The sequence below is a fragment of the Pseudomonas sp. RHF3.3-3 genome (genome assembly GCF_048069595.1).
In the GTDB taxonomy this organism is placed as follows: domain Bacteria; phylum Pseudomonadota; class Gammaproteobacteria; order Pseudomonadales; family Pseudomonadaceae; genus Aquipseudomonas; species Aquipseudomonas fuscovaginae_B.
Map to the genome: position 1 here is coordinate 3,774,024 of NZ_CP182250.1, position 24,923 is coordinate 3,798,946.

Annotated in this window: 20 protein-coding genes; 16 read left to right on the forward strand and 4 right to left on the reverse strand. The window is 64.6% G+C overall.

Annotation, left to right across the window (positions count from 1 at the left end):
• Positions 1-44: 44 nt before the first annotated feature.
• Positions 45-485 carry a hotdog fold domain-containing protein gene (locus ACMGT0_RS16530; RefSeq protein ID WP_054059499.1) on the reverse strand — a complete coding sequence of 147 codons (441 nt, stop codon included), beginning with the start codon at positions 483-485 and terminating at the stop codon, positions 45-47.
• A gap of 146 nt (positions 486-631) precedes the next feature.
• Between ACMGT0_RS16530 and ACMGT0_RS16535 the strand changes: the two genes are divergently transcribed.
• Entirely contained in the window at positions 632-1,246 is a 615-nt protein-coding gene (locus ACMGT0_RS16535) for a TetR/AcrR family transcriptional regulator (protein WP_054059500.1), read from the forward strand.
• Between the two features lie 93 nt (positions 1,247-1,339).
• Positions 1,340-1,642 (forward strand): DUF2388 domain-containing protein, encoded by a 303-nt coding sequence (locus ACMGT0_RS16540; RefSeq protein ID WP_054063294.1) that lies wholly within the window; start codon positions 1,340-1,342, stop codon positions 1,640-1,642.
• Here ACMGT0_RS16540 and ACMGT0_RS16545 read toward each other — a convergent pair.
• A complete protein-coding gene (locus tag ACMGT0_RS16545) occupies positions 1,563-3,143 on the reverse strand; it encodes a PLP-dependent aminotransferase family protein (RefSeq protein ID WP_081006025.1) in 1,581 nt (526 codons plus the stop codon). The two genes, ACMGT0_RS16540 and ACMGT0_RS16545, sit on opposite strands and share 80 nt — an antisense overlap.
• On the opposite strand from ACMGT0_RS16545, the gene ACMGT0_RS16550 reads away from it, so the two are divergent.
• Entirely contained in the window at positions 3,144-4,916 is a 1,773-nt protein-coding gene (locus tag ACMGT0_RS16550) for a M24 family metallopeptidase (protein WP_054059542.1), read from the forward strand.
• Positions 4,917-4,922: 6 nt separating this feature from the next.
• Here the strand turns inward: ACMGT0_RS16550 and ACMGT0_RS16555 are convergent, their stop codons facing one another.
• Entirely contained in the window at positions 4,923-5,672 is a 750-nt protein-coding gene (locus tag ACMGT0_RS16555; protein WP_054059502.1) for a TetR/AcrR family transcriptional regulator, read from the reverse strand.
• A 384-nt stretch (positions 5,673-6,056) separates the two neighbouring features.
• On the opposite strand from ACMGT0_RS16555, the gene ACMGT0_RS16560 reads away from it, so the two are divergent.
• From ACMGT0_RS16560 to ACMGT0_RS16575, 4 genes are read left to right on the forward strand one after another with little or no spacing between them, the layout of a single operon-like run.
• Positions 6,057-6,761: an ABC transporter ATP-binding protein gene (locus tag ACMGT0_RS16560; protein WP_054059503.1), complete on the forward strand. Its 705-nt coding sequence runs from the start codon at positions 6,057-6,059 to the stop codon at positions 6,759-6,761.
• The gene (locus tag ACMGT0_RS16565; protein WP_054059504.1) at positions 6,758-7,957 is read left to right on the forward strand and encodes an ABC transporter permease; all 1,200 of its coding nucleotides are present in this window, start codon (positions 6,758-6,760) and stop codon (positions 7,955-7,957) included. The genes ACMGT0_RS16560 and ACMGT0_RS16565 overlap by 4 nt, the downstream gene beginning before the upstream one ends.
• On the forward strand, positions 7,950-9,440 hold the full coding sequence (locus ACMGT0_RS16570) for a TolC family protein (protein WP_054059505.1): 1,491 nt from the start codon (positions 7,950-7,952) through the stop codon (positions 9,438-9,440). The genes ACMGT0_RS16565 and ACMGT0_RS16570 overlap by 8 nt, the downstream gene beginning before the upstream one ends.
• Positions 9,430-10,710, forward strand: a complete 1,281-nt coding sequence (locus tag ACMGT0_RS16575) for an efflux RND transporter periplasmic adaptor subunit (protein WP_054059506.1) — start codon at positions 9,430-9,432, stop codon at positions 10,708-10,710. Before ACMGT0_RS16570 ends, ACMGT0_RS16575 begins: the two co-directional genes overlap by 11 nt.
• A 276-nt stretch (positions 10,711-10,986) precedes the next feature.
• Here ACMGT0_RS16575 and ACMGT0_RS16580 read toward each other — a convergent pair whose 3' ends face one another.
• Complete coding sequence (locus ACMGT0_RS16580; protein WP_054059507.1) at positions 10,987-11,997, reverse strand: LysR family transcriptional regulator; 1,011 nt, start codon at positions 11,995-11,997, stop codon at positions 10,987-10,989.
• Between the two features lie 295 nt (positions 11,998-12,292).
• Here ACMGT0_RS16580 and argH point away from each other — a divergent pair, with 295 nt between their 5' ends.
• From argH to ACMGT0_RS16625, 9 genes are all read left to right on the forward strand, one after another.
• The gene (argH, locus tag ACMGT0_RS16585; RefSeq protein ID WP_054063291.1) at positions 12,293-13,720 is read left to right on the forward strand and encodes an argininosuccinate lyase; all 1,428 of its coding nucleotides are present in this window, start codon (positions 12,293-12,295) and stop codon (positions 13,718-13,720) included.
• A gap of 167 nt (positions 13,721-13,887) precedes the next feature.
• Positions 13,888-14,766, forward strand: a complete 879-nt coding sequence (locus ACMGT0_RS16590) for an amino acid ABC transporter permease (protein ID WP_054059508.1) — start codon at positions 13,888-13,890, stop codon at positions 14,764-14,766.
• Positions 14,767-14,786: 20 nt separating this feature from the next.
• On the forward strand, positions 14,787-15,551 hold the full coding sequence (locus tag ACMGT0_RS16595) for an amino acid ABC transporter ATP-binding protein (protein WP_054059509.1): 765 nt from the start codon (positions 14,787-14,789) through the stop codon (positions 15,549-15,551).
• Positions 15,552-15,591: 40 nt separating this feature from the next.
• On the forward strand, positions 15,592-16,410 hold the full coding sequence (locus ACMGT0_RS16600; RefSeq protein ID WP_054059510.1) for an ABC transporter substrate-binding protein: 819 nt from the start codon (positions 15,592-15,594) through the stop codon (positions 16,408-16,410).
• 29 nt (positions 16,411-16,439) lie between these two features.
• Positions 16,440-17,282, forward strand: coding sequence for a polysaccharide deacetylase family protein (locus ACMGT0_RS16605; RefSeq protein WP_054059511.1), 843 nt, complete (start codon positions 16,440-16,442; stop codon positions 17,280-17,282).
• Complete coding sequence (locus ACMGT0_RS16610) at positions 17,275-18,195, forward strand: polysaccharide deacetylase family protein (protein WP_054059512.1); 921 nt, start codon at positions 17,275-17,277, stop codon at positions 18,193-18,195. The genes ACMGT0_RS16605 and ACMGT0_RS16610 overlap by 8 nt, the downstream gene beginning before the upstream one ends.
• A gap of 66 nt (positions 18,196-18,261) precedes the next feature.
• Positions 18,262-19,434, forward strand: a complete 1,173-nt coding sequence (locus ACMGT0_RS16615) for an MFS transporter (RefSeq protein WP_054059513.1) — start codon at positions 18,262-18,264, stop codon at positions 19,432-19,434.
• A gap of 158 nt (positions 19,435-19,592) precedes the next feature.
• A complete protein-coding gene (locus ACMGT0_RS16620) occupies positions 19,593-20,312 on the forward strand; it encodes an HPP family protein (RefSeq protein ID WP_416769005.1) in 720 nt (239 codons plus the stop codon).
• Positions 20,313-20,675: 363 nt separating this feature from the next.
• Positions 20,676-24,716: a molybdopterin-dependent oxidoreductase gene (locus ACMGT0_RS16625; protein WP_416769006.1), complete on the forward strand. Its 4,041-nt coding sequence runs from the start codon at positions 20,676-20,678 to the stop codon at positions 24,714-24,716.
• Positions 24,717-24,923: the final 207 nt, after the last annotated feature.

Here is a 24,923-nt window from a genome sequence, read left to right on the forward strand (position 1 = left end):
AATGGCACACGAGCAGCGGCGCCGTTCATGTGCCCTTTCAGTCCTCAGGACAGCTTGACGTTCATGGTGATCCGCGCCGTGAACACCCTGACACCCGCCTCATCGAAAGTGTCGACCGCCACGATCTTGTCACCCGGCGTCAGCCAGTCCACCGCACTGCCATCGGCCACGGTGCGTACGGCGGTCTTGGCCTTGGCGAGGTACTCGACACTCATGCCCTTGGGAATCCAGCGCGCACCAGCGGGAATCGAGACATCGGTCATCAGCCCCGCCGCCAGTTCGGCGGCATTGCACAGGGCAATGGCGTGGACGGTGCCCAGGTGATTGGTGATTTCCCGGCGAAAGGGCACCTGTACCACCGAATGCCCGGCACGCAGCTCACTGACCAACGGCTCGATGGTGCTGAAATACGGTGCCATCTGGCAGGTCATCTGGCTGAATTTCTCCGGCCCTACCGCTGTGAACATGTTCAGGGATTGACTCATTTGGCAACTCTCCAGAAGGTGAACGAATTAAACAGAATATTATTCTGTAAAAGAACAATATTCCGCATCGGAAAAATCTGTCAAGCTAGACCAGTTTCCCGAACCGGGCCCCGCGCCCTCTCCCGCCCACTACAAGGCTGCCCCCGATGGAAAATCCCGATCTGCTGGAACGTTGCTACCCGGGCCGCAGGGCCGAACTGAAACGGGCGATCCTCAGACAGGCGCTGTCGTGCTTCAACGAACAGGGCATCGAGGCCAGCACCATCGAGACCATCCGGGTGGCCTGCGATACCAGCGTGGGGGCGATCTATCACCACTTCGGCAACAAGGAGGGGTTGGTCGCGGCCCTGTTCTTCGCCGCGCTGGATGATCAGGCCCGGTTGCGCGAGACCCACCTGGCCGAGGCGCGAACCCTCAAGGAACTGTTGCAGGGCCTGGTCCACAGCTATGTGGACTGGGTCGACGACCAGCCGCAATGGGCGCGCTTCCAGTACCAGGCGCGGTTCGTGGTGAGCAAGGGGCCGTTCGCCGATGAGTTGGCGGCCCGCAACAAGGTCCGCAACCGACAGTTGCGCGAGCGCTTGGCGGCCACGGTCGATGGCGATGAACGGCTGGAGATTCCCAGGGAGCTGCTGCTTTCGCTGATTGTCGGCCCGGCGGAAAACTATTGCCGGGCCTGGTTGGCCGGGCGGGTCGAGCACTCCCCACGGACCTACCGCCACGAGCTGGCCGAAGCGGCCTGGCGGTCGGTGCGGCGCTGACGGTCCGCGTCCGATAAGCGGGCGATGCCGTGCTGCGCCAACAACTACGCTCTAAGGTGTAACACCTTCCCTGAATTCCAGGAGCGTACGATCATGCGTCGCGTAGTGCTGGTCATTTCAATTGCTGCCCTGCTTCCTGCCGGTCATGCCCTCGCCAGGGTCGATGCCGGTGATATTGCGACCTCGGCCGGGATATCGGCGTCGCTCTATTCCACCTTCAAGAAGGACAAGAAGACGGTGGCCCCTTCCCGCGATGAGGCCTCCAGCTTCATCGCCAGTGGCGGCGCGATACGCGGCGCCTACCTGGAAGCGGCTCTCAGGCAGATTCGCCAGGAACATCCGGGCCTGCAGGCCACCGACCAGGAACTGGCCGAAGCGATTCTGCTGCAGCCTTGACGCCTGGCTGCTGTTGGCGAACGGCGTGCCGTGAGGCCTGCGCCAGGCGTTGCACGGCCTCGCGGATTTCGTCCGTATCCAGCGAGGCGAACCCCAGGCGCAGGCCGTTCTCCGGCAGATCCAGGGGCGAGAATTGTCGTCCGCTGCGCACCACCAGTTTGTGCTCCAGAGCCTGTGCGACCAGCCGGTCGACGTCCGTCCCGGCCTCGAAATCCACCCAGAGAGCCAGGCCGCCCTGGGGCTGGCGGATGGCTATGCGCTCACCGAAGGCCTTCATCAGGCTGTCCTGAAGCACTTCACGCCGCTGCCGATAGGTTTTCGACACCCGCCGCAGATGCTTTTTCAGTTCGCCGTCGTTGATCAGTGCCGCCAGCATCGTCTGCATCACCGCGTCGCCCTGGGACACCACCAGCGCGCTGCGCTGCTCCAGCACCTGGATCACATTGACCGGCGCCACGACGAAGCTGCAGCGAAAGGTCGAGCCGAGGGCCTTGGACAACGAACCGACATAGATCACATGCCGTTGCCCGGTATCGCTGGCCAGCGGCAGATAGGGCCGGCCCTCGAAATGGTATTCGTGATCGTAGTCCTCCTCGATCACGCAGAAGTCGTGACGCCGGGCCAGCATCAGCAGCTTCTGCCGCCGCTCGGCCCGCAGACTGACGGTGGTCGGGAACTGGTGATGGGGCGTGAGGTAGATCATCCGCACCCGGTGTTGCTGGCACAAGGCTTCGATCTGGTCCACCTGGCAGCCTTCACTGTCGATGTCGACCGTCACCAGCCGGGCCCCCAGGGCACGAAACACCGCCCAGGCCGGCGGATAACTCAGGCGCTCCACCAGCACCACGTCACCCGGCCGGATCAGCGCGCTGGCCGCCAGGTACAGCGACATCTGGGTGCCCTGGGTCAGGCAGATGTTCTCGGCACTCACCGATAACCCGCGATTGTTCCTGAGCATCTCGGCCAGGGCCGTGCGCAACAGGTCATCGCTGCCATCACTGCCATGACGCACGGTGTTGGCGGCAAAACTGCTGCGCAGGGCATTGCGGTAGTAACGGTGCAGTACGGCCTGGGGCAGCAGGCGATGGTCGGAGGCGCCGTTGTCGAAGAACAGCGCACCGGGCAGGCGCTGCAGTGCCAGGTCGCGACGGCTGGCTTGCAGGTAAGGCACCGGCGGTTCCGTCAGCAGGCGTGGAGCGAAGTCCCGGGCTATGCCCTGGCACGGCGCGATCGCTTCCAGTTGCGTGTTGACGAAGGTGCCGCGGCGCGCTTCGCTGACCAGCCAGCCCTGGGTGATGGCCTCCTCGTACGCGAGGATCACCGTCTTGCGGTTGACGTCGAGCAATTGCGCCATTTCCCGTGTGCCCGGCAACAGGCTGCCGGGTTGCAGGCGCCCCTCGCGGATGGCCGCTATCAGACCTTCGACGATCCGCCGATAGGATGCCTGGCCCGGGTCCGCATCGAGATTGAGCAAGGGCCGCCATTTACGCAACTGGACCATCTGAAGTTTCCAGAACTGGAGGTTTTAATGGTCCTAGTCTACCGCAACAATGAGGGTCTTCCCTGTGCCGAGGTCGCCATGCATCCCCATCGCCATGTCATCGAACTGTCGCCCTCGGGCAAAACCTTCAGTGCCGGCGACGAGCTGTTGCTCGACGCCATGCTCGCCAGCGGTCTGCCGGTGCCGTTTTCCTGTCGCCGCGGCGCCTGCGGCTCGTGCAAGGTCAAGGTGCTCAGCGGCGAACGCCGGGACAAGCGGCTCGGCCCGGACGATCCGCAGCCCTCCTTCCCTCTCGCCGCCGATGAGGCGCTGCTGTGCCAGAGCCATGCCTGCAACGATATGCGCCTGGAGATTCCCGGCTGGTCGCTGGATACGCCAACCCTGGAAATCCCGGCCGTGGTGCTCGGCAAGCGCGCACTCAGCCACGATATCAGCGAGTTGGTGCTGCAGGCCGAAACGACCGATATCTTGCGAGTGCGGGCCGGCCAGTACCTGAGGTTTCGCCTCGATAACGGTGACAGCCGCTGCTTTTCCGTGGCCAACCTGCCGGAACAGGACCAGGGCAGACTGGTGTTCCATATTCGTCGGGTGCCGGGTGGGGTCTTTTCCGAAGGCGTTCTCGACTCATTGCACAACGGCCAGCGCCTGGCGCTGGAGGGGCCGTTCGGGGCCTGCACCTGGCAACCCGATGGCCAGCGCCCGGTCGTGCTGTTCGCCAGCGGCACCGGCTACGCCGGCATCAAGCCACTGCTGCTCAGGGCCCTGGCCGACGGGGCTGAAGTCACCTTGTACTGGGGTGGATCGAGCGCGGAGGACTTCTACGATCGCGAATTCCTCGATGCCGCCAGCCGGGCACATCCGCGACTGCGCTGGTTCGCGGTATTGTCCACACAGGCGCGGCTGCAACAGGTGGCGCTGCAGCATGGGCATCGTTGGGCCGATGCGCAGGTCTACGCCTGCGGCAACAGCCGGATGATCAGCGAGGTGCGCAGCCAGTGCCTCGCCGCCGGGCTGGCGCCACAGCGGTTCATCGCCGAGGCCTTCGTACCCAGTGGCGTCACGGCCACTGCACGGCCACGGGACCCGGTGCTGGAGCAGGTCGGCCCGCGTTACTCCCTGGAAGGTATGCTGGCGGCCCGCGAACAGTCGGTACGCGCCCTGGCCCAGATCGTCAGCAAGCTCAGGGTCGGCATGACCACCGGCGAAGCCCTGGAAATGGCCAACCAGCACCTGAAAGCCATGGGCGCCTCCCACACCTGGCACCCGACCTACGTGCGCTTCGGCCCCGATACCATCCGCGTACCACGCCAGGGCATGGATCTGCAGCGCAGGCTGCAGGCAACCGATATCGCCGTGGTCGACCTCGGCCCGGTCTGGGATGGTTATGAAGGCGACTACGGTGACACGTTCGTCTTCGGTGACCACCCACTGCACAAGGCCTGCACCCAGGCCCTGCATGAAGTCTTCGAGGAGACCTGCCAGGCCTGGCGCGGCGGTTTGAGCGGGCGCGAGCTGTACGACTTCGCCCAGGCTCGTGCCGAAGCCAAGGGCTGGCTGCTGGAACGCAATCTCGCCGGCCACCGACTGACCGACTTTCCCCACGCCCTGCACGGTCCCGCGACCCTGGCGGATCTGGACATCGTGCCGAGCGAGAGGCTCTGGGTGCTGGAGATCCAGCTGCGTCACCCCACCGAGGCCATCGGCGGGTTCTTCGAGGATGTGCTGATCGGCCAGCCCGGCCAGGCGCTCACGGCCGACCGGGCAGCGCCATGAACCGCGCTACTTGCTCGCCACCTTGGCGCCCGCCGAGTGACCCTGGCGGATTTCGTGCTGGGTTTCCAGTACCCGGTCCAGGGCGCTGGTCGCCTGCTGGTCCTGCATCGGCGCATGAATCGCCGCCGACACCAGGCTGATCAGCTTGGCCATGACCTCGGCATCCGTCGCCGGCCGGCCGAGGCTCATGGCCTGCATCAGAAAGCGCAGCTCGGTACCGGCGATCACCCCGGAGATGGCCTTGAGGGCAAACTGCAGGCGTACGCCGACCTCGTTGCGCGGCATGTCCGGCAAGGCCAGGGCGAAGGCATTGAAGAAACGCTCGAACACCGGCTGGTAGTGTTCCTTGAGGTATTCCTGGATGAAGGGCGAAGTATCGCTGTAGACCCGCCCGAGAAAACGCACGAAGGACCGCCCTTGCTCACCGGAGCCACTGCGCTCCAGGCCCATCGCCGGGGCGAACAGCACGCCGAGCAGAGTCTCGCAGTCCAGCGGGCCGTCAGCCTGCTCTTCGCAGCGGGCCAGCAGTTCCAGGCGTTGTTCGTTGAGGGGGCCCAGGCGCTGTTCGAGCAGCGCCGTCATCAGCGAGTCCTTGTCCCCGAAGTGGTAGTTCACGGCGGCCAGGTTGACCTGGGCTCGTTCGGTGATCTGGCGCAGCAGCACGGCGTCATAGCCGTACTTGGTAAACAGTTCTTCCGTGGCGTCCAGCAAGCGAGTCTTGGTGACATTGGGAGCGCTGAGTTTCTTTGCGACCATGGATGGGAAGCCTTTGCAAGGAGATAGCTGACCGAACGAACAGCGTTTTAAAAATAAATTTGATTTTTTATACCTCTGAAAGCCTTGGAACGCAAGCTTCTCGCGGATTCGTTACCCTCGCGCAAGGCAATAGAAGACTCACGAAAAATACGATGGAATGTGTCAAAAAAGTGTTTCCTCTTGTCACAAAATCGCAAGCCCAGACAGCCCTTTTCGTTGCGCCGAACCGCTGGCATCGGAGCGGGATCGCGGATACTATTCAAACAAAATTTTAAAATAGGAAAACAAAACCTGTGCCTGATCCTGCCTTGCAACATGCCTGGACACTGGCAACGCGCTCAGGCAGCGGCTGGATCGCGGACGGGCCTGCCGGCGCTCTGCGTAATGACTGACACGACCGCTCACAAAGGCCTCATCTGCCTGCAAGGCATCGGCAAGACCTATCGACTCGCCGAGCAACCCTTGACCATCCTCAAGGATGTCTCGCTGTCCATCGACGCCGGTGAAAGCTGCGCCATCCTCGGCGCTTCCGGCTCCGGCAAAAGCACCCTGCTCAATATCCTTGGCCTGCTCGACCTGCCCAACAGCGGCCGCTACCACTTCGCCGGGCACGATATCTTCAGTGCCAGCCCCGACCAGTTGGCGGCCATCCGCAATCAGCAGATCGGCTTCGTGTTCCAGAGTTTCAACCTGCTGCCCCGCCTGGACGCCCTCGACAACGTCGCCCTGCCCCTGAGTTACCGTGGCGTGCCGCGCGGCGAGTCGCTGGCGCGGGCCAGGGCGATGCTCGAACAGGTCGGTCTCGGCGAGCGCGCCCACCATCGCCCGGCCGATCTTTCCGGCGGCCAGCGTCAGCGGGTGGCCATTGCCCGCGCGCTGGTCGGCGAGCCCTCGGTGATCCTGGCCGACGAACCGACCGGCAACCTGGACAGCAGCACGGCGCGGGAAATCATGGACCTGCTGCTGGAGCTCAACCGGGTGCGCCAGGTCACCCTGATCATCGTCACCCACGACCCGCACATCGCCGAGCGCCTGCATCGGCAGATCCGGGTGCAGCATGGCGTCGTGCACGAGACGTGTCCGGCATGAGCCTGCAGGTCCAGCAGAGTGCCAGCCAGTTGCTGCACGAGGCGTTCGTCAGCCTGCGCACCCTGGGCAAGCGGTCGATACTGGCGCTGCTGGGAATCGTCATCGGCAGTTCGTCGGTGGTGGCACTGATCAATATCGGCCATAACGCGGCGCAGGAAGCGGCGGCCATCTTCAAGGACATGGGCACCGACACCCTGGCCGCGCAGTTTCCCGGCAGTGCCGACCTGCGCGAGCCGATGCCCGCCAGTATCGACACCGCGCGCCTGCAGGCGATGGTGCCTTCCCTGCTGTACCTGGCGCCGATCGCGCTGTCCAGCGGGTCGGCGGTGTTCCGGGGCCATGGCAGCAATACCAACTGGGTCGGCACTACCGCGCAACTGGCCGGCACCATGCGCCTGAAGCTGCGCGAGGGTCGCTTCCTTGCCGATTTCGACCAGGGTGAAACCCATGTCGTGGTCGGCGACCATATCGCCCAAACCCTGGGCAGCGCCGGTTTGCCCCTGCGCGTCGGTGACCGGATCCGCCTCAACGACTATCTGTTCCAGGTCATCGGGATCCTGCACAGCCAACCGGCGGCCGCGCTGATTCCGGTACAGACCGACGATTCGCTGTTCCTGCCGCTGGCCGGCATGCGCCGCATCGTCGATTCGCCGCAGATCACCAGCGTGGTTGCCCGGGCCGCCGCCGACCAGGACATGGAAGCCGTCGCCGGCGACCTGACCGCGGCGTTGAAAAGCACCTTGCGCGGGCGCGAAGTGGAAGTGCAGATTCCCCAGCAGATGATCGACGGCATGACGCGGCAGAGCCGGACCTTCGGTTACCTGCTGATGGCCCTGGGGGGCATTTCGCTGGTGGGAGGTGGCGTGGGGGTCATGAACGTGATGCTGATGAATGTGTCCGAGCGCCGACGGGAGATCGGTATCCGCATGGCCCTGGGGGCACGGCGGCGGGACATTCGCAACCTGTTCCTGCTCGAGGCGGTGACGCTGACGGCGGTGGGCGCGCTGTCCGGGGCGATCCTCGGGGTCACGGCGGCCTACCTCTATGCCCGGCTGTCCGACTGGCAGTTTTCCCTGGCCGCCGCCTCGTTGCCGCTGGGGGTCGGCAGCACCCTGCTGGTCGGGTTGTTCTTCGGGCTCTATCCGGCCATCTCGGCCTCGCACCTGCAACCGGTGGAGGCGCTGCGCGATGAATAGACGCAGGCCATGGACGGCCACCCTGCTCTGCCTGTTCTGCTGCCAGGCCTTCGCCGCCAGCCCGCTGGTGGGCCAGCCGTCGGCGCCGTCGCTGCGCAACAACCAGACCCGCAGCGTGCTGCTCAGCGAGCAGATCACCAACCTGACCCTGGGCGACGCGGTCTACCTGGGCCTGCGCAACAACCGCGGCATCCGCAGCGCCTACCTGCAGCGCATCGCCCAGAAGTTCGACCTGCGGGTGTCCGAGGACACCTTCAACCCCAAGCTGCTGCTCTCCGGACAATACCGGACGACCAAGGGTTCGGAGGACAGCGCACGCAATACCACCTTGTCGCCGACCGCCAACCTGCTGGGTGAGTACGGCACGCGCCTGAGCATGGCCTGGACCCAGCAGTTGAACAATGCCGACGTCGCCGGCCGCTATCGCAGCGACGGCCTCGACCTGGCGATCATCCAGCCCCTGATGCGCGGCGCCGGTTGGGACGTGACCACCGCGCCGCTGCGCCTGGCCCGCATATCCGAGCAGATCAACCGGCTCAACCTCAAGACCAGCGTGTCGCAGACCATCAGCGACATCATCACCGCCTACCGGGAACTGCTCAGGTCCCAGGAACAATTGACCATCACCCAGGACGCACTCAAGCGCGCCAGGGCCCTGCTGGAGGTGAACAAGGCGCTGATCGCCTCCGGGCGCATGGCCGAGTTCGAGATCGTCCAGACCGAAGCCGATATCGCCACCCAGGAACTGGGGGTGGAGGAAGCCCGCAACCAGGTGGACATCAACCGCCTGTCGCTGCTGCGCCTGCTGGCCCTGGACCTGTCGACGCAGATCCGTGCCAGCGAAGCGCTGGAGGCCTCGCAGGTCAACATCGACAAGCAGGATGCCCTGCGGGTGGCCAAGGTCCAGCAGCCGGAGTACCTGGCCACCCTGCTGGGCAGCCAGCAGGCCGACCTCAACCTGGTGATCGCCAAGGATCAGGGGCGCTGGGACGTGTCGCTGGTGGCCGGCGCCAACCAGATTCGCGACCGCCTCGACAATGACGTCGGCAGCAACGGCTCGCGGCGCTGGGACAGCTATGCCGGGGTCCAGGTGCAGATCCCCATCGGCGACCTGAGTACCCGCCAGGCCGAGGTGCATGCACGGGTCGACGTGGAAAGACAGGAACTGATCCAGGCCGACGCCCGCCAGGCCCTGGAGCGTAGCGTCAATGACGTGGTTCGCGACCTCGGCACCCGCTGGCGACAGTACGAGATCGCCCGGCGTGCGGTGGACCTGTCCCGCCGCAAGCTGGATATCGAGCGGGAAAAGCTGAGTGCCGGACGCTCGAGCAACTTCCAGGTGCTGAGCTATGAAGGCGACCTGCGCAACGCCGAGAGCTCGCGCCTCACCGCACTGATCGCCTACCTGAACGCCCAGACGCAGCTCGACCTGACGTTGGGCATGACACTGGAGAGCTGGGACATTGCACTCAATGACTACTGACAAGCAGATTCGGCGCAAGCGCTGGATACAGGGCGCGGGGCTGCTGCTCGCGCTGGCGGTGGCCGGTGTCGTGGTCACCACCCTGCGTGCGCCCGCCGCCGACCAGTCCGGGGATGACCGCTGGATACCGGTGCAGCCCGCACCGCTGGTGCACCAGATCGGCCTGGTGGGCAAGATCGAGCCACAGAAGACCATCATCCTGACCGCCCCGTTCGAAGGCAACGTACGCGCGATCCTGGTGGAACAGGGACAACGGGTCGAGGCCGGGCAGACCCTGCTGCAGATGGACCCGGGCCTGCTCGAGATCCAGTTGCGCGATGCCTTGTCGGCCCAGCTCAAGGCGCGGCGCTCGGTGCAGGAACTGCAGGACTGGAGCAACAGCCAGCAGGTCGCGCGGGCCCGGCGCAGCCTGCGCAGCGCGCAGATGACGCTGAGCAACACCGAACGCAAGCTGGGCGAAAGCCAGAACCTGTTCGACCGCGGTATCATCCCGCGCAATGAACTGCAGGACCTGCAGCAGCAATTGCAGAGCCAGCGCATGGACCTGACGGCCGCCGAAGGCGAGCTGCAGCAGGCGCTGGACCAGGGCAAGGGCGAATACCGGCAGATCGCCGATATGGAACTGACCAACGCCACGGTCAAGTACGAGACGCTCAAGGCCCTGCTCGACGGCAAGGACGTCACCGCACCGTTCGCCGGCATCGTCGTCCCCCCGCCGGGCGGCAACGGTTCGCAAAACTCGTCCAACAGCAATTCGGCACCGGTGCAGACCGGCAGCCGGGTCAGCCAGGGGCAGGTACTGTTCGGCCTGGCGAACATCGAGCAATTGAAGATCGTCAGCAAGGTTTCCGAGCTGGATATCAACCAGTTGCATCCGGGGCAGAGCGTGGAGATCCTCGGCGACGGCTTCGACGGCGAGCGGCTCAGCGGCTCGGTCGATATCGTCAGCAGCCTGGCCCTGCCCAACGATGTGCCGGGCGGCAGTGCGCAGTTTCCGGTGACGCTGTCGATTCCCAAGCTGACCCGCGAGCAGTTGCAACGGGTGCGGTTGGGCATGAGTGCCCGGCTGACCATCGTCACCTATCGCAACGACCAGGCGATCGTCCTGCCCGCGGCGGCGATCCGTCACGATGCCAGCGGCATGCGGGTGGACTATCGCGAGGCGCCGGGCCAGCCGATCAGGCAGGTGCCCATCACGACCGGGCAGGCGACCCAGGAAGGGGTCGAGGTATTCGGATTGCAACCGGGTTTCGTACGACTGCTGGAATGAGCCGGGCATGGTTGGCAAGACGGTTCGGCGAGCAACAAGGGTATTAATTAACAGAAGGCAATTGCCGGGGCGTCTCCTTACCCGGCCAACATCCCCTTCCCGACTTTTGCAACAGTCCGCTGGCGAGCGCAAGCGTTTTGACTTTCCATTGCTCCCTGCGCCGACGCGCCGGCAAGGAAACGCAAGTTTGCCCGAATAAAGCCTTAACTATCGCGGGCACTACCAACAGCCGCGCCCGACCCATTCGTACCCTGGCGCCGACTTGCAATAAATCCATCAACGGTCCGAACTTGAACGAACACCGGCAGCCTCTGCAAGAACCTGAGCGGGTACCTTGAGATCCACGCCCAGGGCCTGGGCAAATGCCTTGATCAGCGGACCGCGTGTCGTGTTGTGGCGCAGGATCAGATTGAATGGTGTGTTGAAGCGAATGGTCTCCGGCCGCAAGGCGCGCAGCTGGCCCCTGGCAACCTGCGCGGCCGCATAGTGCTGGGGCAGGAAGCCGACGAAACGCCCGGTCTGGATCAGCATCGCCACCGCTTCGACCTGGGACGCCGAGGCCGAATGGCTGTCGTGGCCGACGAAGTTCAGCTTGTCGCGGTGAATCGCGTACCGGTGATTGATGAACGGATGATTGCGCAGCACATCGGTATCGATCAGCGAATCGTCGAGGTCGAACAACGGATGACCGACAGCGCAATAAGCCTCGGACAGTTCCTCGTACAGATTGAAGTAATCGAACTCTTCCCTTTTCTGATAAACCGGAACTATTCCGGCAATGAACCGGCCTTCGACAACCCCTCTTTCCACTTCATCCAGCTGTGCCGCATGCAGGCGCAGCCTTACTTTCGGCGACTGCTCGTTGATAGTTCGCAGCGCAGCAACTAACGGAGAATTAAGATCGGTAATGGTATTATCCACGACACCAATACCAAGGTCCCCTATCAGTTCATTCTGCGCAGAACTAAGCCGGTCTCGAAATTTGTCCACCGAAGCAAACAACTCGATGGATGCCTGATACACCAGGCTACCTTCTTCAGTCAGGCAGAAACCTTCCCGGCCACGGGTGCACAGGCGCATGCCGATACGAATCTCCAGGTCGGAGATCTGCTTGCTGATGGCCGCGAGGCCAACGTTCAGCTCATTCTGGGCGGCGCTGAAGCCACCGGCCTCGACCACCGCCTTGAACACCTTGAGCAATTTGAAATCCAGTCCACTGAGCGCCAGGGGAGCTCTCTGAGTCGGTTTCGCCGATGGGTTTCCAGAAGTGGAAAGTTGGGTTTCCATAATGCTTATTGACCTCGAACCGCCTATTAACCAGGATCTGTCCCACAAGAAAAACATAGCCGGTTAATAATAATGACCACAGAAAACAAGGCTTGGCAACCACAACAAAATTCTGCAAATCAGCGAAAACCCGCTGACTCCAGGTATTCAAAAACCGACATTGCGATCGGTTCCCTTACGCTGTAACTGCCCTCTTGAACAATGCATGACCCACCCGCCGCAGGCCGGTTCCGAGCCATCCGCAGGCGGGCTGCGGCGGTGCATCGAACATTCAATTCGTGTGAGGAAAACAATAATGACCCAAGCCACCGATCGCCTCTGGGGGGCCCGTTTCAAAAGCGGCCCGGCCGCGGCCCTGGCCGCCCTGTCGCGCTGCCCGGAACGCTATTTCCGCCTGACGCCCTATGACCTCGCCGGCTCCCGTGCCCATGCCCACGAACTGCAGCGGGCCGGTCTGCTCGATGAGCAGGAAACCCGCAGCCTGGTCGAGGCCCTGAACCGGATCGGCGAGGAGTTCCAGGCCGGGCGCATCGCCCCGACCCTCGACGATGAGGACGTGCACACCTTCATCGAGCGCCTGCTCACCGAACGCCTAGGCGCCCTGGGCGGCAAGCTGCGGGCCGGCCGCTCGCGCAACGACCAGACCGCCAACGACCTGCGGCTATTCCTGCGTGACCACGTACGCACCCTGGCCAGTGAAGTGCTGGCCCTGCAACAGGCCCTGGTGGAACAGGCCGAACAGCATATGGAAAGCATCTGCCCGGGCTTCACCCACCTGCAGCAGGCCCAGCCGATCGTCTTCGCCCACCACCTGCTGGCCCACGCCCAGTCGATGCTGCGCGATGTCCAGCGGCTGATCGACTGGGATGCCCGCACCGCCCTTTCGCCACTCGGCGCCGCGGCCATGGCCGGTTCGGCCATCGCCCGCCAGCCGCAGCAGTCGGCCCGCGAGATGGGCTACGACGGGGTCTGTGAAAACTCCATCGACGCCGTGGCCAGCCGTGACCACGTCGCCGAGTTCCTGTTCGTCGCCAGCATGCTGGGTATCAACATCTCGCGCCTGGCCGAGGAGTTCTGCCTGTGGTCGTCGCGGCAGTTCCGCTGGGTCAGCCTGGACGACGCCTATGCCACCGGCAGCTCGATCATGCCGCAGAAGAAGAACCCGGATATCGCCGAACTGGCCCGGGGCAAGGCCGGTCGCCTGATCGGCAATCTCACCGGCCTGCTCTCGACCCTCAAGTCGCTGCCGCTGTCCTATAACCGCGACCTGAGCGAAGACAAGAACGGCGTGCTCGACAGCGTCGACACCCTGCTGCTGGTGCTGCCGGCCATGGCCGGAATGGTCGCGACCATGACCGTCAACGTCGAGGAACTGCGGCGTCAGGCGCCGCTGGGTTTCGCCCTGGCCACCGAAGTCGCCGACTGGCTGGCGGTACGAGGCGTACCGTTCAAGGAGGCCCACGAAATCACCGGCGCGCTGGTCAAGGCCTGCGAAGCCCGCGACCTCGAGTTGTGGGACGCAAGCCCGGCCTTGCTGGCCGAAATCGACAGCCGGCTGACCCCGGACGTCCGCGACTGCCTGACCCTGGAAGCGGCTATCGGCGCCCGCAGCGGCTGGGGCGGTACCGCACCGCAGCAGGTGCGCGAGCAGATCGCCCGGCTGAAGGCGGCCCTGGCCGTGCAACAGCAATGGACCACCCATTACGCGGGCTTGCGCCTCTGACCCAACACCCGATCCCGTAACCCCCTCCCCTGTAGGAGCCGGGCTTGCCCGCGAATGGGCCCTTGAGGCCGCCAAAAGCTTCGCGGGCAAGCCCGGCTCCTATAGGGGGCGGTGATCCAAGGCAGAAATACTGGCGGCGCCCCTGGCGCCGCAGACGGAGACATACCATGAGCCAGACCCAGGCGGATCGCCTGCTCGCCGAGCGCAAGCAGGCCGAGAACCAGTTCGACATCACCCAGTACGAGCATGTGCCACGGCGCTACTACGGGCGGATATTCTTCGCCACCCTGATCGTCATCGCCCTGGCCGGACTGGTCCGCGCTTTCGCCAACGGCCAGATCGAATGGTCATACATCGGCCAGTTCTTCAGCGCCAGGTCGATCCTGACCGGCCTGCTGAACACCTTGGTCATGGCGGTGCTGGCGATGATCCTGGGGATCTTCTTCGGCGTCATCACCGCGATCATGCGCATGTCGAGCAACCCGATCCTGCGTTATGTCGCCATCGCCTACACCTGGCTGTTCCGCGGCACGCCGCTGATCCTGCAACTGCTGCTGTGGTTCAACCTGGCGCTGATCTTCCCTACCGTAGGGATTCCCGGGCTGTTCCAGGTCGATACCGTCAGCCTGATGACCCCCTTCGTCGCCGCCCTGCTGGGCCTGAGCATCAACCAGGGCGCCTACACCGCCGAGGTGGTGCGCGCCGGCCTGCTCTCGGTGGACACCGGCCAGTACGAGGCCGCCAAGTCCATCGGCATGCCGCGCCTGCAGGCGCTGCGCCGGATCATCCTGCCCCAGGCCATGCGCATCATCATCCCGCCGGTGGGCAACGAGTTCATCAGCATGGTCAAGGCGACCAGCCTTGCCAGTGTGATCCAGTACTCGGAACTGCTCTACAACGCCCAGAACATCTACTACGCCAACGCCCGTGTGATGGAGCTGCTGATGGTCGCCGGTATCTGGTACCTGCTGGCGATCACCCTCTTGTCCTTTGCCCAAAGCCGCCTGGAACGCCGATTCGCCCGCGGCGCCGGCAAGCGTTCGTAAGCGTCCTGGAGAAACCGAACATGAGAACCATCGTCAAGGCTGTCGGCCTGAACAAGCACTACGACTCGTTCCACGCCCTCAAGGACGTCAACATCGAAGTCGAACAGGGCGAGGTGCTGTGCATCATCGGCCCGTCCGGCTCGGGCAAGAGCACCCTGCTGCGCTGCGTCAACCAGTTGGAGAAGATCGACAAGGGCGGCCTCTGGGTCGACGGCGAGCTGGTCGGCTACCGCGTGGTCGGCAACAAGCTGCACGAACTCAACGAAGCGCAGATCGCCCGCCAGCGCCTGGCCACCGGCATGGTGTTCCAGCGCTTCAACCTGTTCCCGCACATGACCGTGCTGGAAAACATCATCGAAGGTCCGGTCCAGGTCCTCAAGCGTTCGCCCAAGGAGTCGACCGACGAAGCCCTGGAACTGCTGGCGCGGGTCGGCCTGGCGCACAAGCGCGACAGCTACCCCATCGAGCTGTCCGGCGGCCAGCAGCAACGGGTGGCGATCGCCCGGGCACTGGCGATGCGGCCCAAGCTGATGCTGTTCGATGAACCCACTTCGGCACTCGACCCGGAACTGGTCGGTGAGGTGCTGTCGGTGATGCGCGACCTGGCGCGCACCGGCATGACCATGATCGTCGTCACCCATGAACTGGGCTTCGCCCGCGAGGTTTCCAATCGCATGGTGTTCATGGACGGCGGGCAGATCGTGGAGGAAGGAAGCCCCGAAGAAATACTGATAAATCCACAAAACCCCCGCACCCAAAGCTTCATTTCTGCCGTTCGAACCTAGGTTCCATTTGAACCTCACAACATTTCATAAGAGAACGACCATGAAGAACCTCGCAATTCCCGCAGTACTCGCAAGCCTCCTGGCCTCCGGTTTCACCTGGGCTGCCGAGCTGCCCGCCAGCATCAAGGCCAAGGGCGAGATCGTCGCGGCGATCGTGCCCAACTATCCACCGATGGACTTCAAGGACCCGGCCACCAACGAGCTGACCGGTCTGGACTTCGACCTGGGCAACGCCCTGGCCGAGCGCCTGGGCGTGAAGATCAAGTGGCAGGAGACCTCCTTCGAACAGATGATCAACGCCCTGACCACCAAGCGCGTGGACATCGTGCTCTCGGGCATGACCGACACCGCGGAACGGCAGAAGGCGGTGGATTTCGTCGATTACTTCACCAGCGGCTCGCAGTTCTACACCCTGGAGAAGAACAAGGACATCAACGAGATGACCGATATCTGCGGCAGGACCGTGGGTACCAGCCGGCGTACCACCTTCCCGGCGGAAATCGCCGCCTGGAGCAGCGCCCACTGCCCGGCCGACCAGCAGATCAAGGTGATCGGCACCGAAGGTTCGGCCGACGCCCGGGCGCAACTGCGCCAGAGCCGGATCGCCGCCGCCGTCCAGGGCAGCGAGACCCTGCCGTACCTGACGACCCAGGAAAAGAACACCTTCAAGATCATCGGCACACCCATGACCGTGCAGTTCACCGGCCTTGGCGTGAGCAAGGAAAACCGCGAACTGCGTGACGCCATCCAGGCTGCCCTGCAGGGCATGATCGCCGACGGCAGCTACCAGGCGATCCTGAAGAAATGGGACCTGTCGGTCGGTGCGGTCGACAGCGTCGCCATCAACAAAGGCCAGTAAGCGCTGGTGTAAACAAGGAACAACCACCCATGTCCTCGACCCCGACCTGGCCGGATGGGCACAAAGCCTGCCTGGCCCTGGCGTTCGACCTCGACGGCCCGACCGGCGATGCCATGCTCGACGACTCGATCTGGCGCAAGCCCGAGTACTTCGGCTTCGGCGGCTACGGCCCGTATCGCGCGCTGCCGCGCCTGCTCGACCTGCTGGAGGCGTTTGCCCTGCCCACCACGTTCTTCGTCCCGGCCTGGGTCGTGGAGAACTGGCCCCGGCAGTGCCAGGCGATCGTCGAGCGCGGACATGAGGTGGCCTACCACGGCTACAAGCACGAATCCTTTTACGCCCTTTCGCTGCAGCAGCAGAAGGACGTAATGAAAAAATGCCGCGAGGTGTTCTGGCAACACCTGAACATCCGCGCCGAAGGCTTTCGCACACCGTCAGGCGACTGGCAGAGCGACACGCCGGCGATGCTGGTGGAAAACGGCGTGATCTATTCCAGCAGCATGCGTGGCGACGATCGCCCCTACCTGGTGAATGTCCCCGGCCACGAGCGGCCGCTGGTGGAAATTCCCGGGCGCTGGGAGATGGATGACTATGCCTCCATCGCCTACACCCGGGGCCCGGATTTTCCCAGTGGCCTGGACCGCACCGCCAGCTATGAGCTGACCCTGGACAACTGGTGCCGTGAGTTCGACGGTGCCGCCGCCGAGGGTCTGTGCCTGACCACCCTGTTCCATCCCAAGATCACCGGCAAGCCAGGCCGCCTGCTGTTGCTCGAACGGCTGTTCGAACACATGCGCGAGCGCGATGACGTGTGGTTTGCCACCTGCCGCGACGTCGCCCATTGGTGGCTCAAGGAGCATCATCATGGCTGAGTTCATCCGCAAATCGCTCGCCCTGCCGCCGTTTCAGAGCCCCTGGCCCGCGCCCTATCGCAGCGCGGTGGTGATCACCGTCGACTACAACGACATCCACGGCATCCTCACCCAGGCGCCGCAGGTGGCCGGACGTGATAAGACCCTGTCGGTGTGGCGCTACGGCACCCAGCGCGGGGTCGAGCGGCTGCTTGCGCTGTTCGAGGAGCTGGCGGTGCCCAGCAGCTGGTGCATTCCGGGCATCGTCGCCGAAGAGAACCCGGCGCATATCCGGGCGATCCTCGCTGGCGGCCATGAAATCGCCTGCGCCGGCTACCGCCACCAGGACTACGAGCGGCTCAGCCTCGACGAACAGAAGGCCGCGCTGATCCGCGGCTGCGAAAGCCTGGCCAGCCTGACCGGGCAACGCCCGCGGGGCTTCCGCATTCCCGCCGGTCACTGGCAGCCAGGCTTTACCGAGGCCCTGCGGGACCAGGGCATCGTCTGGTCGTCCTCATGGCGTGGCGATGACCTGCCGTTCACCCATCCGACGGCGCCCGGGCTGATCGAGTTGCCGCTGCACTACGAACTGGAGGACGAGCCCTATTTCGCCTTCAACCTGAGCCCCGCCGTCCCTCCGGCGCAATCGCGGATCGCCTCCTACAGCCACACACTGGGCAATCTGCAGATGGACTTCGCCGGGTTTCACCGTTTCGGCCTGTGCTATGTGCTGCGCCTGCACCCGGAAATCATCGCCACGCCCGGGCGCATCGGCATGCTGCGCGAGCTGCTGCAAGGCATCCGCGAACATGACGACGTGTGGATCGCCACCGCCGAGGACGTCGCGCAATGGTGGCGAGAGACTGCCGCGCCACTGACCGAGGACCATCCGGCGGCGGTCCACGAGCGGCACTACCGGACCTACCTGCCCTGAGCGAACGCCCGCGACGCGGGCGTAGCGACTCGCCGAACACACAAGAACAAGGACTCGAGCACCCCAGTGGCCACCTACTCCCTCGTCATCCGCCGGTTGATGATCTGCTCCGTGACCATCGTCGTCAGCCGCGCCATCACCAGCCCGCTGCTGACCCTGTTCCTCAGCCGCAAGCTGGGCCTGAACCAGCAGGACGTCGGCCTGCTGCTGGGTATCGCGGTGTTCATCGCCACCCTGATGTCGCTCTATGGCGGCTATGTCATCGATCGCCTGGAGAAGCGCCAGTTGCTGATCCTGGCCATGCTCTCCAGCGCCGTCGGCTTCACCCTGCTGACCTTCGCCCAGAACCTCTACCTGACCACCCTCACCCTGGTCATCACCGAAGCCGCCTCGGCCCTGTTCCTGATCGGTTCCAAGGCGATCATCAGCGAGAACCTGCCCATGGGCCAGCGGGCCAGGGTGTTCTCGCTGCGCTATACCCTGACCAACGTCGGCTATGCCACCGGCCCCATGCTCGGCGTGGTGATTGCCGGGATCCATCCGCAGGCACCGTTCCTGATCGCGGCCGGCATTGCCTTCGCGAGCATGTTCCTGATGTTCGGCATCGCTCCGCGCAGCGGGGACTCACCGGGCAAGCCGGTCAGCTTCCTCGATACCCTGCGCACCCTGCGCGGCGACCGCACGCTGATCCTGTTCACCGGCGGCTGCCTGCTCAACACCATCGTCCATGGCCGCTACACCCTGTACCTGTCCCAGTACCTGCTGGTGACCCACAGCAGCCAGGAGGCCCTGACCACCCTGTCGGCGATCCTGGCCTGCAACGCCATCAGCGTGATCCTGCTGCAGTACCAGATCGGCCGTTTTCTCAAGCGCGAGCAACTGCGCTACTGGATGGGCATGGGCATCACCTTCTTCATCATCGGCCTGATCGGTTTCAGCCAGGCCGGCAACCTGGTGTCCTGGTGCATCGCCATGTTCATCTTCACCCTCGGGGAAATGATCATCTACCCGGCCGAATACCTGTTCATCGACACCATCGCCCCCGAGCACCTGCGCGGCAGCTACCTGGGCGCGCAGAACCTGGCGGCCCTGGGGGGCGCCATGAGCCCGGTGATCTGTGGCTACCTGCTGATCAACGCACCTGCACCCAGCATGTTCTACGCGCTCTGCGGCCTCACCGCCGTCGGTGGCTGCCTGTGCTACCTGGCCGGTCGCAGCCTCCCTTCACTGCAAAAATAATGCACTTGAAGCTCATTATTATGAATTAGCCAGCGATTCAAGGAACCGGCACACTGGTGCCGTTCCTTCCCCCAACTCAGGAACCTTGAAAGGGCTTTGCGCCAGTCGCGCAAGCCCTTCTTTTTTGTCCCGTGCCTTTGAAGTGGATTGTTCCCGACATGCCTGCCCACTGGTCCCGCCGTCTGTTGCCGCCCTCGCTCAATACCCGCCCCACCGAATGGAGCCGTGCCGCCATTGGCGTGGCCCTGGGCACCGTGATCAGTGTCTGGGCCTGTGCCCGGCTGTTCGGGCTGCCGGTGGCGCTGCACCTGATCGGGCCATTGGGAGCGTCGGCGGTGTTGCTGTTCGCCGTTTCCTCGGGCGCCCTCGCCCAGCCCTGGTCACTCATCGGCAGTTACATGTGCGCCACCCTGGCCTCGATACTGGTGGTGCATTTCCTCGACCGCAGCCTGGGCAGTGCCGGTCTGGCGGTGTGCCTGGCGGTGCTTGCCATGTGCCTGTTGCGTTGCCTGCACCCGCCAGCGGGGGCCCTCGCCCTGCTGATGGTGATCGCCGACCCGGATACCGTCGCCCTGGGCTGGCGGGTCGTGGAGCCGGTGATGCTCGCGGCGACCTGCCTGCTGGCGGTTGCCATCGGCTACAACAACCTGACCCGGGTGCGCTACCCCAAGGTGCATGTCGAGCCGCCCAGGACCTTTATCAACCCTCCTCGCCCCGGCGAGCCCCTGGGTATCACCCGTGAAGATCTGGAGCTGGCCCTGGCGCAGATGGAAGCGTTCATCGATGTGACGGCCGAGGATCTGGAGCAGTTGATCAGCGCTTGCGAGGCCCAGGCCAGGCGCCGCAGCATCGGCGAGGTGTTTGCCTCCAGGCCCTGATTTTGCACCAGGCTGGGGCACGGGGCTCGATGCACAGTCATTGACCGTGCAGGCTGAGCCGTTCACGGGCAAGCCCGCTCCCCCAGGTATTCCATGACAGCTGCGGTGCAGTTGCACCGGTGCAAGCGGCTTTGCTGGCGACAGCGCTCGTTCAGACAAGCACGGCCCCATTGACTCAGCCCCCGCCTCCGCAGGTTTTGCACAAATTGGCGCAAAGCTTGCAGAAAAAACCGGAACAACGACCGCCAACGCAGGCGGTTGACCTCACGACAAAGGCGCCGTGTTGCCCCGTTTCGACGGAGAGCGACACAGCGCCTTTTTGTTTTCCGCACGCATCATTTCCTCGGGCAGGAGCAACAGACCATGACCCAGACCAGCGTACGCAGCGTATGCCCCTATTGCGGTGTCGGCTGTGGCATCGTCATGGAGGTGCGCGACAACCAGGTGATCAAGGTCAGCGGCGACAGGCAGCACCCGACCAACTTCGGCCGCCTGTGCACCAAGGGCAGTACCTGCGCCCAGCCGCTCACCCACTCCGGACGCATGGCCCAGGCGTTCATGCGCCACGAGCGCAAGCGTGACCCGGGCCAGGTCGGCATGGACCAGGCCATCGACGAAAGCGCGCGCCGGCTCAAGGCGATCCTCGACGAACACGGCCCCGACGCCCTGTCCTTCTACGTCTCCGGGCAGATGTCGCTGGAGGCCCAGTACCTGATCAACAAGCTGGCCAAGGGGTTTGTCCGTACTCATCTGATCGAGTCCAACTCACGCCTGTGCATGGCCAGCGCCGGCGCCGGCTACAAGCTGTCGCTGGGCGCCGACGGGCCGCCGGGCTCCTATCAGGACTTCGACCAGGCCGAGCTGTTTTTCGTGATCGGCGCGAACATGGCCGACTGTCACCCGATCCTGTTCCTGCGCCTGATGGACCGGCTCAAGGCCGGTGCCCGGCTGATCGTGGTCGACCCGCGACGCAACGCCACGGCCGACAAGGCCGACCTGTTCCTGCAGATCAGGCCGGGCAGCGACCTGGCCCTGCTCAACGGCCTGCTGCACCTGCTGCTGAAGAACGGCCACACCGATGCCGATTTCATCGCCCGCTTCACCGAGGGCTGGGACGCATTGCCGGAGTTTCTTGAAGACTACCACCCGGCCCGGGTCGCCAGCCTGACCGGCCTGCCCGAGGCGCAGATCCGTCAGGCCGCCCAATGGATCGGCGAGGCGGCCGAATGGATGAGTTGCTGGACCATGGGCCTGAACCAGAGCACTCACGGCACCTGGCACACCAACGCCCTGTGCAACCTGCACCTGGCCACCGGGGCGATCTGCCGTCCCGGGAGCGGGCCGTTCTCCCTCACCGGCCAACCCAACGCCATGGGCGGCCGGGAAATGGGCTACATGGGCCCCGGCCTGCCAGGCCAGCGCTCGGCCCTGGTGGCCGCCGACCGTGAGTTCATCGAAGACCTCTGGCAGATTCCCCGCGGCAGCCTGAGCCAGCGGGTCGGTGGCGGCAGCGTCGCCCTGTTCGAGGACATGCAGGCCGGCAAGGTCAAGGCCTGCTGGATCATCTGCACCAATCCGGTGGCATCCTCGCCCAATCGGCAACGGGTCATTGCCGGACTCCAGGCCGCCGAACTGGTGATCGCCCAGGACGCCTTTCTCGACACCGAAACCAACCGCTACGCCGATATCCTCCTGCCGGCCGCCCTGTGGGCCGAAGCCGAGGGGGTGATGATCAACTCCGAACGCAACCTGACGCTGATGCGCAAGGCCGTCGACGCCCCCGGCCAGGCCCTGCCGGACTGGCAGATCATCGCCCGGGTGGCCTGTGCAATGGGCTATGCCGACGCCTTCGGCTACACCAGCGCCGCCCAAGTGTTCGAGGAGATCAAGCGCGCCTGGAACCCCGGCACCGGTTACGACCTGCGCGGCGCCAGTTACCAGCGCCTGGAGCAGACACCCCTGCAGTGGCCCTGCGGCCCCGGGCAGCAGCAGGACCGCAACCCGATCCGCTACCTCAACGACGGCACGCAAGCGGCTGCCGATGGCACTCATCCGCGCCTGCTGTTCCCCACCGCCAGCGGCCGGGCAAGGTTCTTCGCCCGGCCCTGGCAACCGCCGGCCGAACAACCCGACGACCACTTCCCCTGGGTACTCAACACCGGGCGCCTGCAGCACCAGTGGCACACCCTGACCAAGACCGGCAAGGTCGCGGCGCTGAACAGGCTCAATCCCGGCCCCTTCGTCGAGATCAATCCGTTCGATGCGGCGCGCCTGGGTATCTCCGAGAAGGATGCCATCGAGGTGCGTTCCGTAAGGGGACGCGCCGTGCTGCCGGCGCAGATCAGCGAGCGGGTGGCAGCGGGCAACTGCTTCGCGCCCTTCCACTGGAACGATGTCTACGGCGACGACCTGGCGATCAACGCCGTCACCAGCGATGCCGTGGACCCGATCTCGCTGCAACCGGAATTCAAGTTCAGCGCCGTGACCCTGCACCGGGTCGCTTCGCCCAAGCCTGATCCACAGCCCTTGCCCCTGCGTACGGAGGCCGCGTATACGATGCAGACCCAAGCCCTGGCCCGGATTCTCGGGCTCGACAGCACGCCCAGCCTCCAGCTGGCGCCCGATGAAAACCTTTACCTGCAAGGCTTCCTGCTCGGACTGGGCCACAGTCAGGCCGCAGCCGGTGTCCCGACCCTGCCGGCGAATGCGCCGCTGCAACCGTCCAACCGACTGATTCTCGAAGGGCTCCTGGCCGGTCTGTTCGCCCGCCAGGAGCCGGCCCAGCCCCAGGTGCTGCCGGCAGTCACGAACGAACAGCCGCCCGTGCTGCTGCTCTGGTCGTCCCAGACCGGTACGGTGGAAGCATTCGCCAGGTCGGCCGCCGAGCGCCTGCGGGAGAAAGGCCATCGGGTGCGCCTGGCCTCGATGGACAGCATCCAGGCTCGGGAGCTGAGCCAGGCTGGTCGTGCGCTGCTGCTGACCAGCACCTTCGGTGACGGCGACCCGCCGGACAACGCCCATGGCCTGTGGCAGGCGCTGGAAGCCGACGATGCCCCGAGCCTGGCCCATCTGCGCTTTGCCGTGCTGGCCTTCGGTGACTCCAGCTACGATCAGTTCTGCGGCTTCGGCCGCAAGCTCGACGAGCGCCTGCACAGTCTCGGCGCCCAGCGTCTGGCGGCCAGGGTCGACTGCGAGCCGGACTACCAGGAGCCGGCCAGCGCCTGGTTGGAACAGCTCGATTCGGCCCTTGCCGACAACCCCGTGGTGCTCGCCGGTGCTCCACGTTACAGCCGCCAGCAACCGTTTTTGGCCCGGCTCAAGCACAACCGTCTGCTCAGCGGCCCCGACGCGGGCAAGGAAACCCGGCAGTTCGTCTTCGACCTGGCTGACAGCGGCCTCGACTACCAGGCCGGCGATGCCCTCGGTGTCTGGCCCAGCCACTGCCCCGAACAGGTGGAACAACTGCGTGGCTGCCTGAGCGCGTGCAGCACCGAGACGGTGGTGTTCCTCAAGGACCAGACGCCCATGCCGCTGGTCGACGCCCTGAGCCGCCATCTGGAGATCGGCCGGATCAGTCCGGCCTTGTTGCAACGGGTCTTTCAACGCTCGGGCAGCAGCCAGCTCAAGCGCCTGCTGGCCGATGAACACAAGACCGAGCTCAAGGACTGGCTGTGGGGCCGGCAACCGGCGGATCTGCTGCGCGAGCTGCAGGTCGAGCTGGGTGCGCAGGAACTGGTGGATTGCCTGAAACCGCTGCAACCGCGGCTGTATTCGATTTCCTCGAGCCCCAAGGCACATCCGGGCGAAGTGCACCTGACGGTTTCGACTGTCCGCTACGAGCACGCCGGGCAGGCGCGTTCCGGTTGCTGTTCGGGGTTCCTCGCCGACCGCGCCGAGGGCCTGGATGTGCCGATCTTCGTGCAGAAAGCAGCGAACTTCCGCCCGCCAGCCGATCCTTCGGCGCCGATGATCATGGTCGGTCCGGGTACCGGCATCGCGCCGTTCCGGGCCTTTCTGCAGGAGCGCCAGGCGATCGGCGCAACGGGCAGGAACTGGCTGTTCTTCGGCGAGCAGCATGCCGCCAGTGACTTCTACTACCGCGAGGAACTGCAGGCATGGTGTGAACAGGGCCATCTGCAGCGGCTCGATACCGCGTTTTCCCGGGACCAGGCGCAGAAGATCTACGTGCAGCAGCGGATGATCGAGCAAGGCGCACAGTTGTGGGCCTGGCTGGAGGAAGGTGCGGGGTTCTATGTGTGCGGCGATGCCAGCCGCATGGCGCGGGATGTGGAGGCGGCGCTCAGGCAGGTGGTACGCACCCATGGTGGGTTGGATGCGGATGCGGCACAGGCATATGTCCAGGCGTTGGCGGCGGACAAGCGTTATGTGCGGGATGTGTATTGAGCCGGATTCATCCGTGAAAGAGCCCTCGGGGGCGCCCCCATAGCTGGCAGCCGCCAAGCGGAACGCACCAACACAGGTCGAATTTATTCGGAAAATACCGACAAAGACCGAGTAAACCGTACAAACCGGCACTTGGCACACTCCCTGCTTTTATCCAGTCACTCCCTGCCATGAATGACCTGGCAGACCGTTCCGGTGGTCAACGGC

Excerpts from the sequence above, each read along its gene's own strand:
- ACMGT0_RS16530 (WP_054059499.1), bottom strand. The coding sequence starts at position 485 with ATGAGTCAATCCCTGAACATGTTCACAGCGGTAGGGCCGGAGAAATTC.
- ACMGT0_RS16535 (WP_054059500.1), top strand. The coding sequence starts at position 632 with ATGGAAAATCCCGATCTGCTGGAACGTTGCTACCCGGGCCGCAGGGCC.
- ACMGT0_RS16540 (WP_054063294.1), top strand. The coding sequence starts at position 1,340 with ATGCGTCGCGTAGTGCTGGTCATTTCAATTGCTGCCCTGCTTCCTGCC.
- ACMGT0_RS16545 (WP_081006025.1), bottom strand. The coding sequence starts at position 3,143 with ATGGTCCAGTTGCGTAAATGGCGGCCCTTGCTCAATCTCGATGCGGAC.
- ACMGT0_RS16555 (WP_054059502.1), bottom strand. The coding sequence starts at position 5,672 with ATGGTCGCAAAGAAACTCAGCGCTCCCAATGTCACCAAGACTCGCTTG.
- ACMGT0_RS16560 (WP_054059503.1), top strand. The coding sequence starts at position 6,057 with ATGACTGACACGACCGCTCACAAAGGCCTCATCTGCCTGCAAGGCATC.
- ACMGT0_RS16565 (WP_054059504.1), top strand. The coding sequence starts at position 6,758 with ATGAGCCTGCAGGTCCAGCAGAGTGCCAGCCAGTTGCTGCACGAGGCG.
- ACMGT0_RS16570 (WP_054059505.1), top strand. The coding sequence starts at position 7,950 with ATGAATAGACGCAGGCCATGGACGGCCACCCTGCTCTGCCTGTTCTGC.
- ACMGT0_RS16575 (WP_054059506.1), top strand. The coding sequence starts at position 9,430 with ATGACTACTGACAAGCAGATTCGGCGCAAGCGCTGGATACAGGGCGCG.
- ACMGT0_RS16580 (WP_054059507.1), bottom strand. The coding sequence starts at position 11,997 with ATGGAAACCCAACTTTCCACTTCTGGAAACCCATCGGCGAAACCGACT.
- argH (WP_054063291.1), top strand. The coding sequence starts at position 12,293 with ATGACCCAAGCCACCGATCGCCTCTGGGGGGCCCGTTTCAAAAGCGGC.
- ACMGT0_RS16590 (WP_054059508.1), top strand. The coding sequence starts at position 13,888 with ATGAGCCAGACCCAGGCGGATCGCCTGCTCGCCGAGCGCAAGCAGGCC.
- ACMGT0_RS16595 (WP_054059509.1), top strand. The coding sequence starts at position 14,787 with ATGAGAACCATCGTCAAGGCTGTCGGCCTGAACAAGCACTACGACTCG.
- ACMGT0_RS16600 (WP_054059510.1), top strand. The coding sequence starts at position 15,592 with ATGAAGAACCTCGCAATTCCCGCAGTACTCGCAAGCCTCCTGGCCTCC.
- ACMGT0_RS16605 (WP_054059511.1), top strand. The coding sequence starts at position 16,440 with ATGTCCTCGACCCCGACCTGGCCGGATGGGCACAAAGCCTGCCTGGCC.
- ACMGT0_RS16610 (WP_054059512.1), top strand. The coding sequence starts at position 17,275 with ATGGCTGAGTTCATCCGCAAATCGCTCGCCCTGCCGCCGTTTCAGAGC.
- ACMGT0_RS16620 (WP_416769005.1), top strand. The coding sequence starts at position 19,593 with ATGCCTGCCCACTGGTCCCGCCGTCTGTTGCCGCCCTCGCTCAATACC.
- ACMGT0_RS16625 (WP_416769006.1), top strand. The coding sequence starts at position 20,676 with ATGACCCAGACCAGCGTACGCAGCGTATGCCCCTATTGCGGTGTCGGC.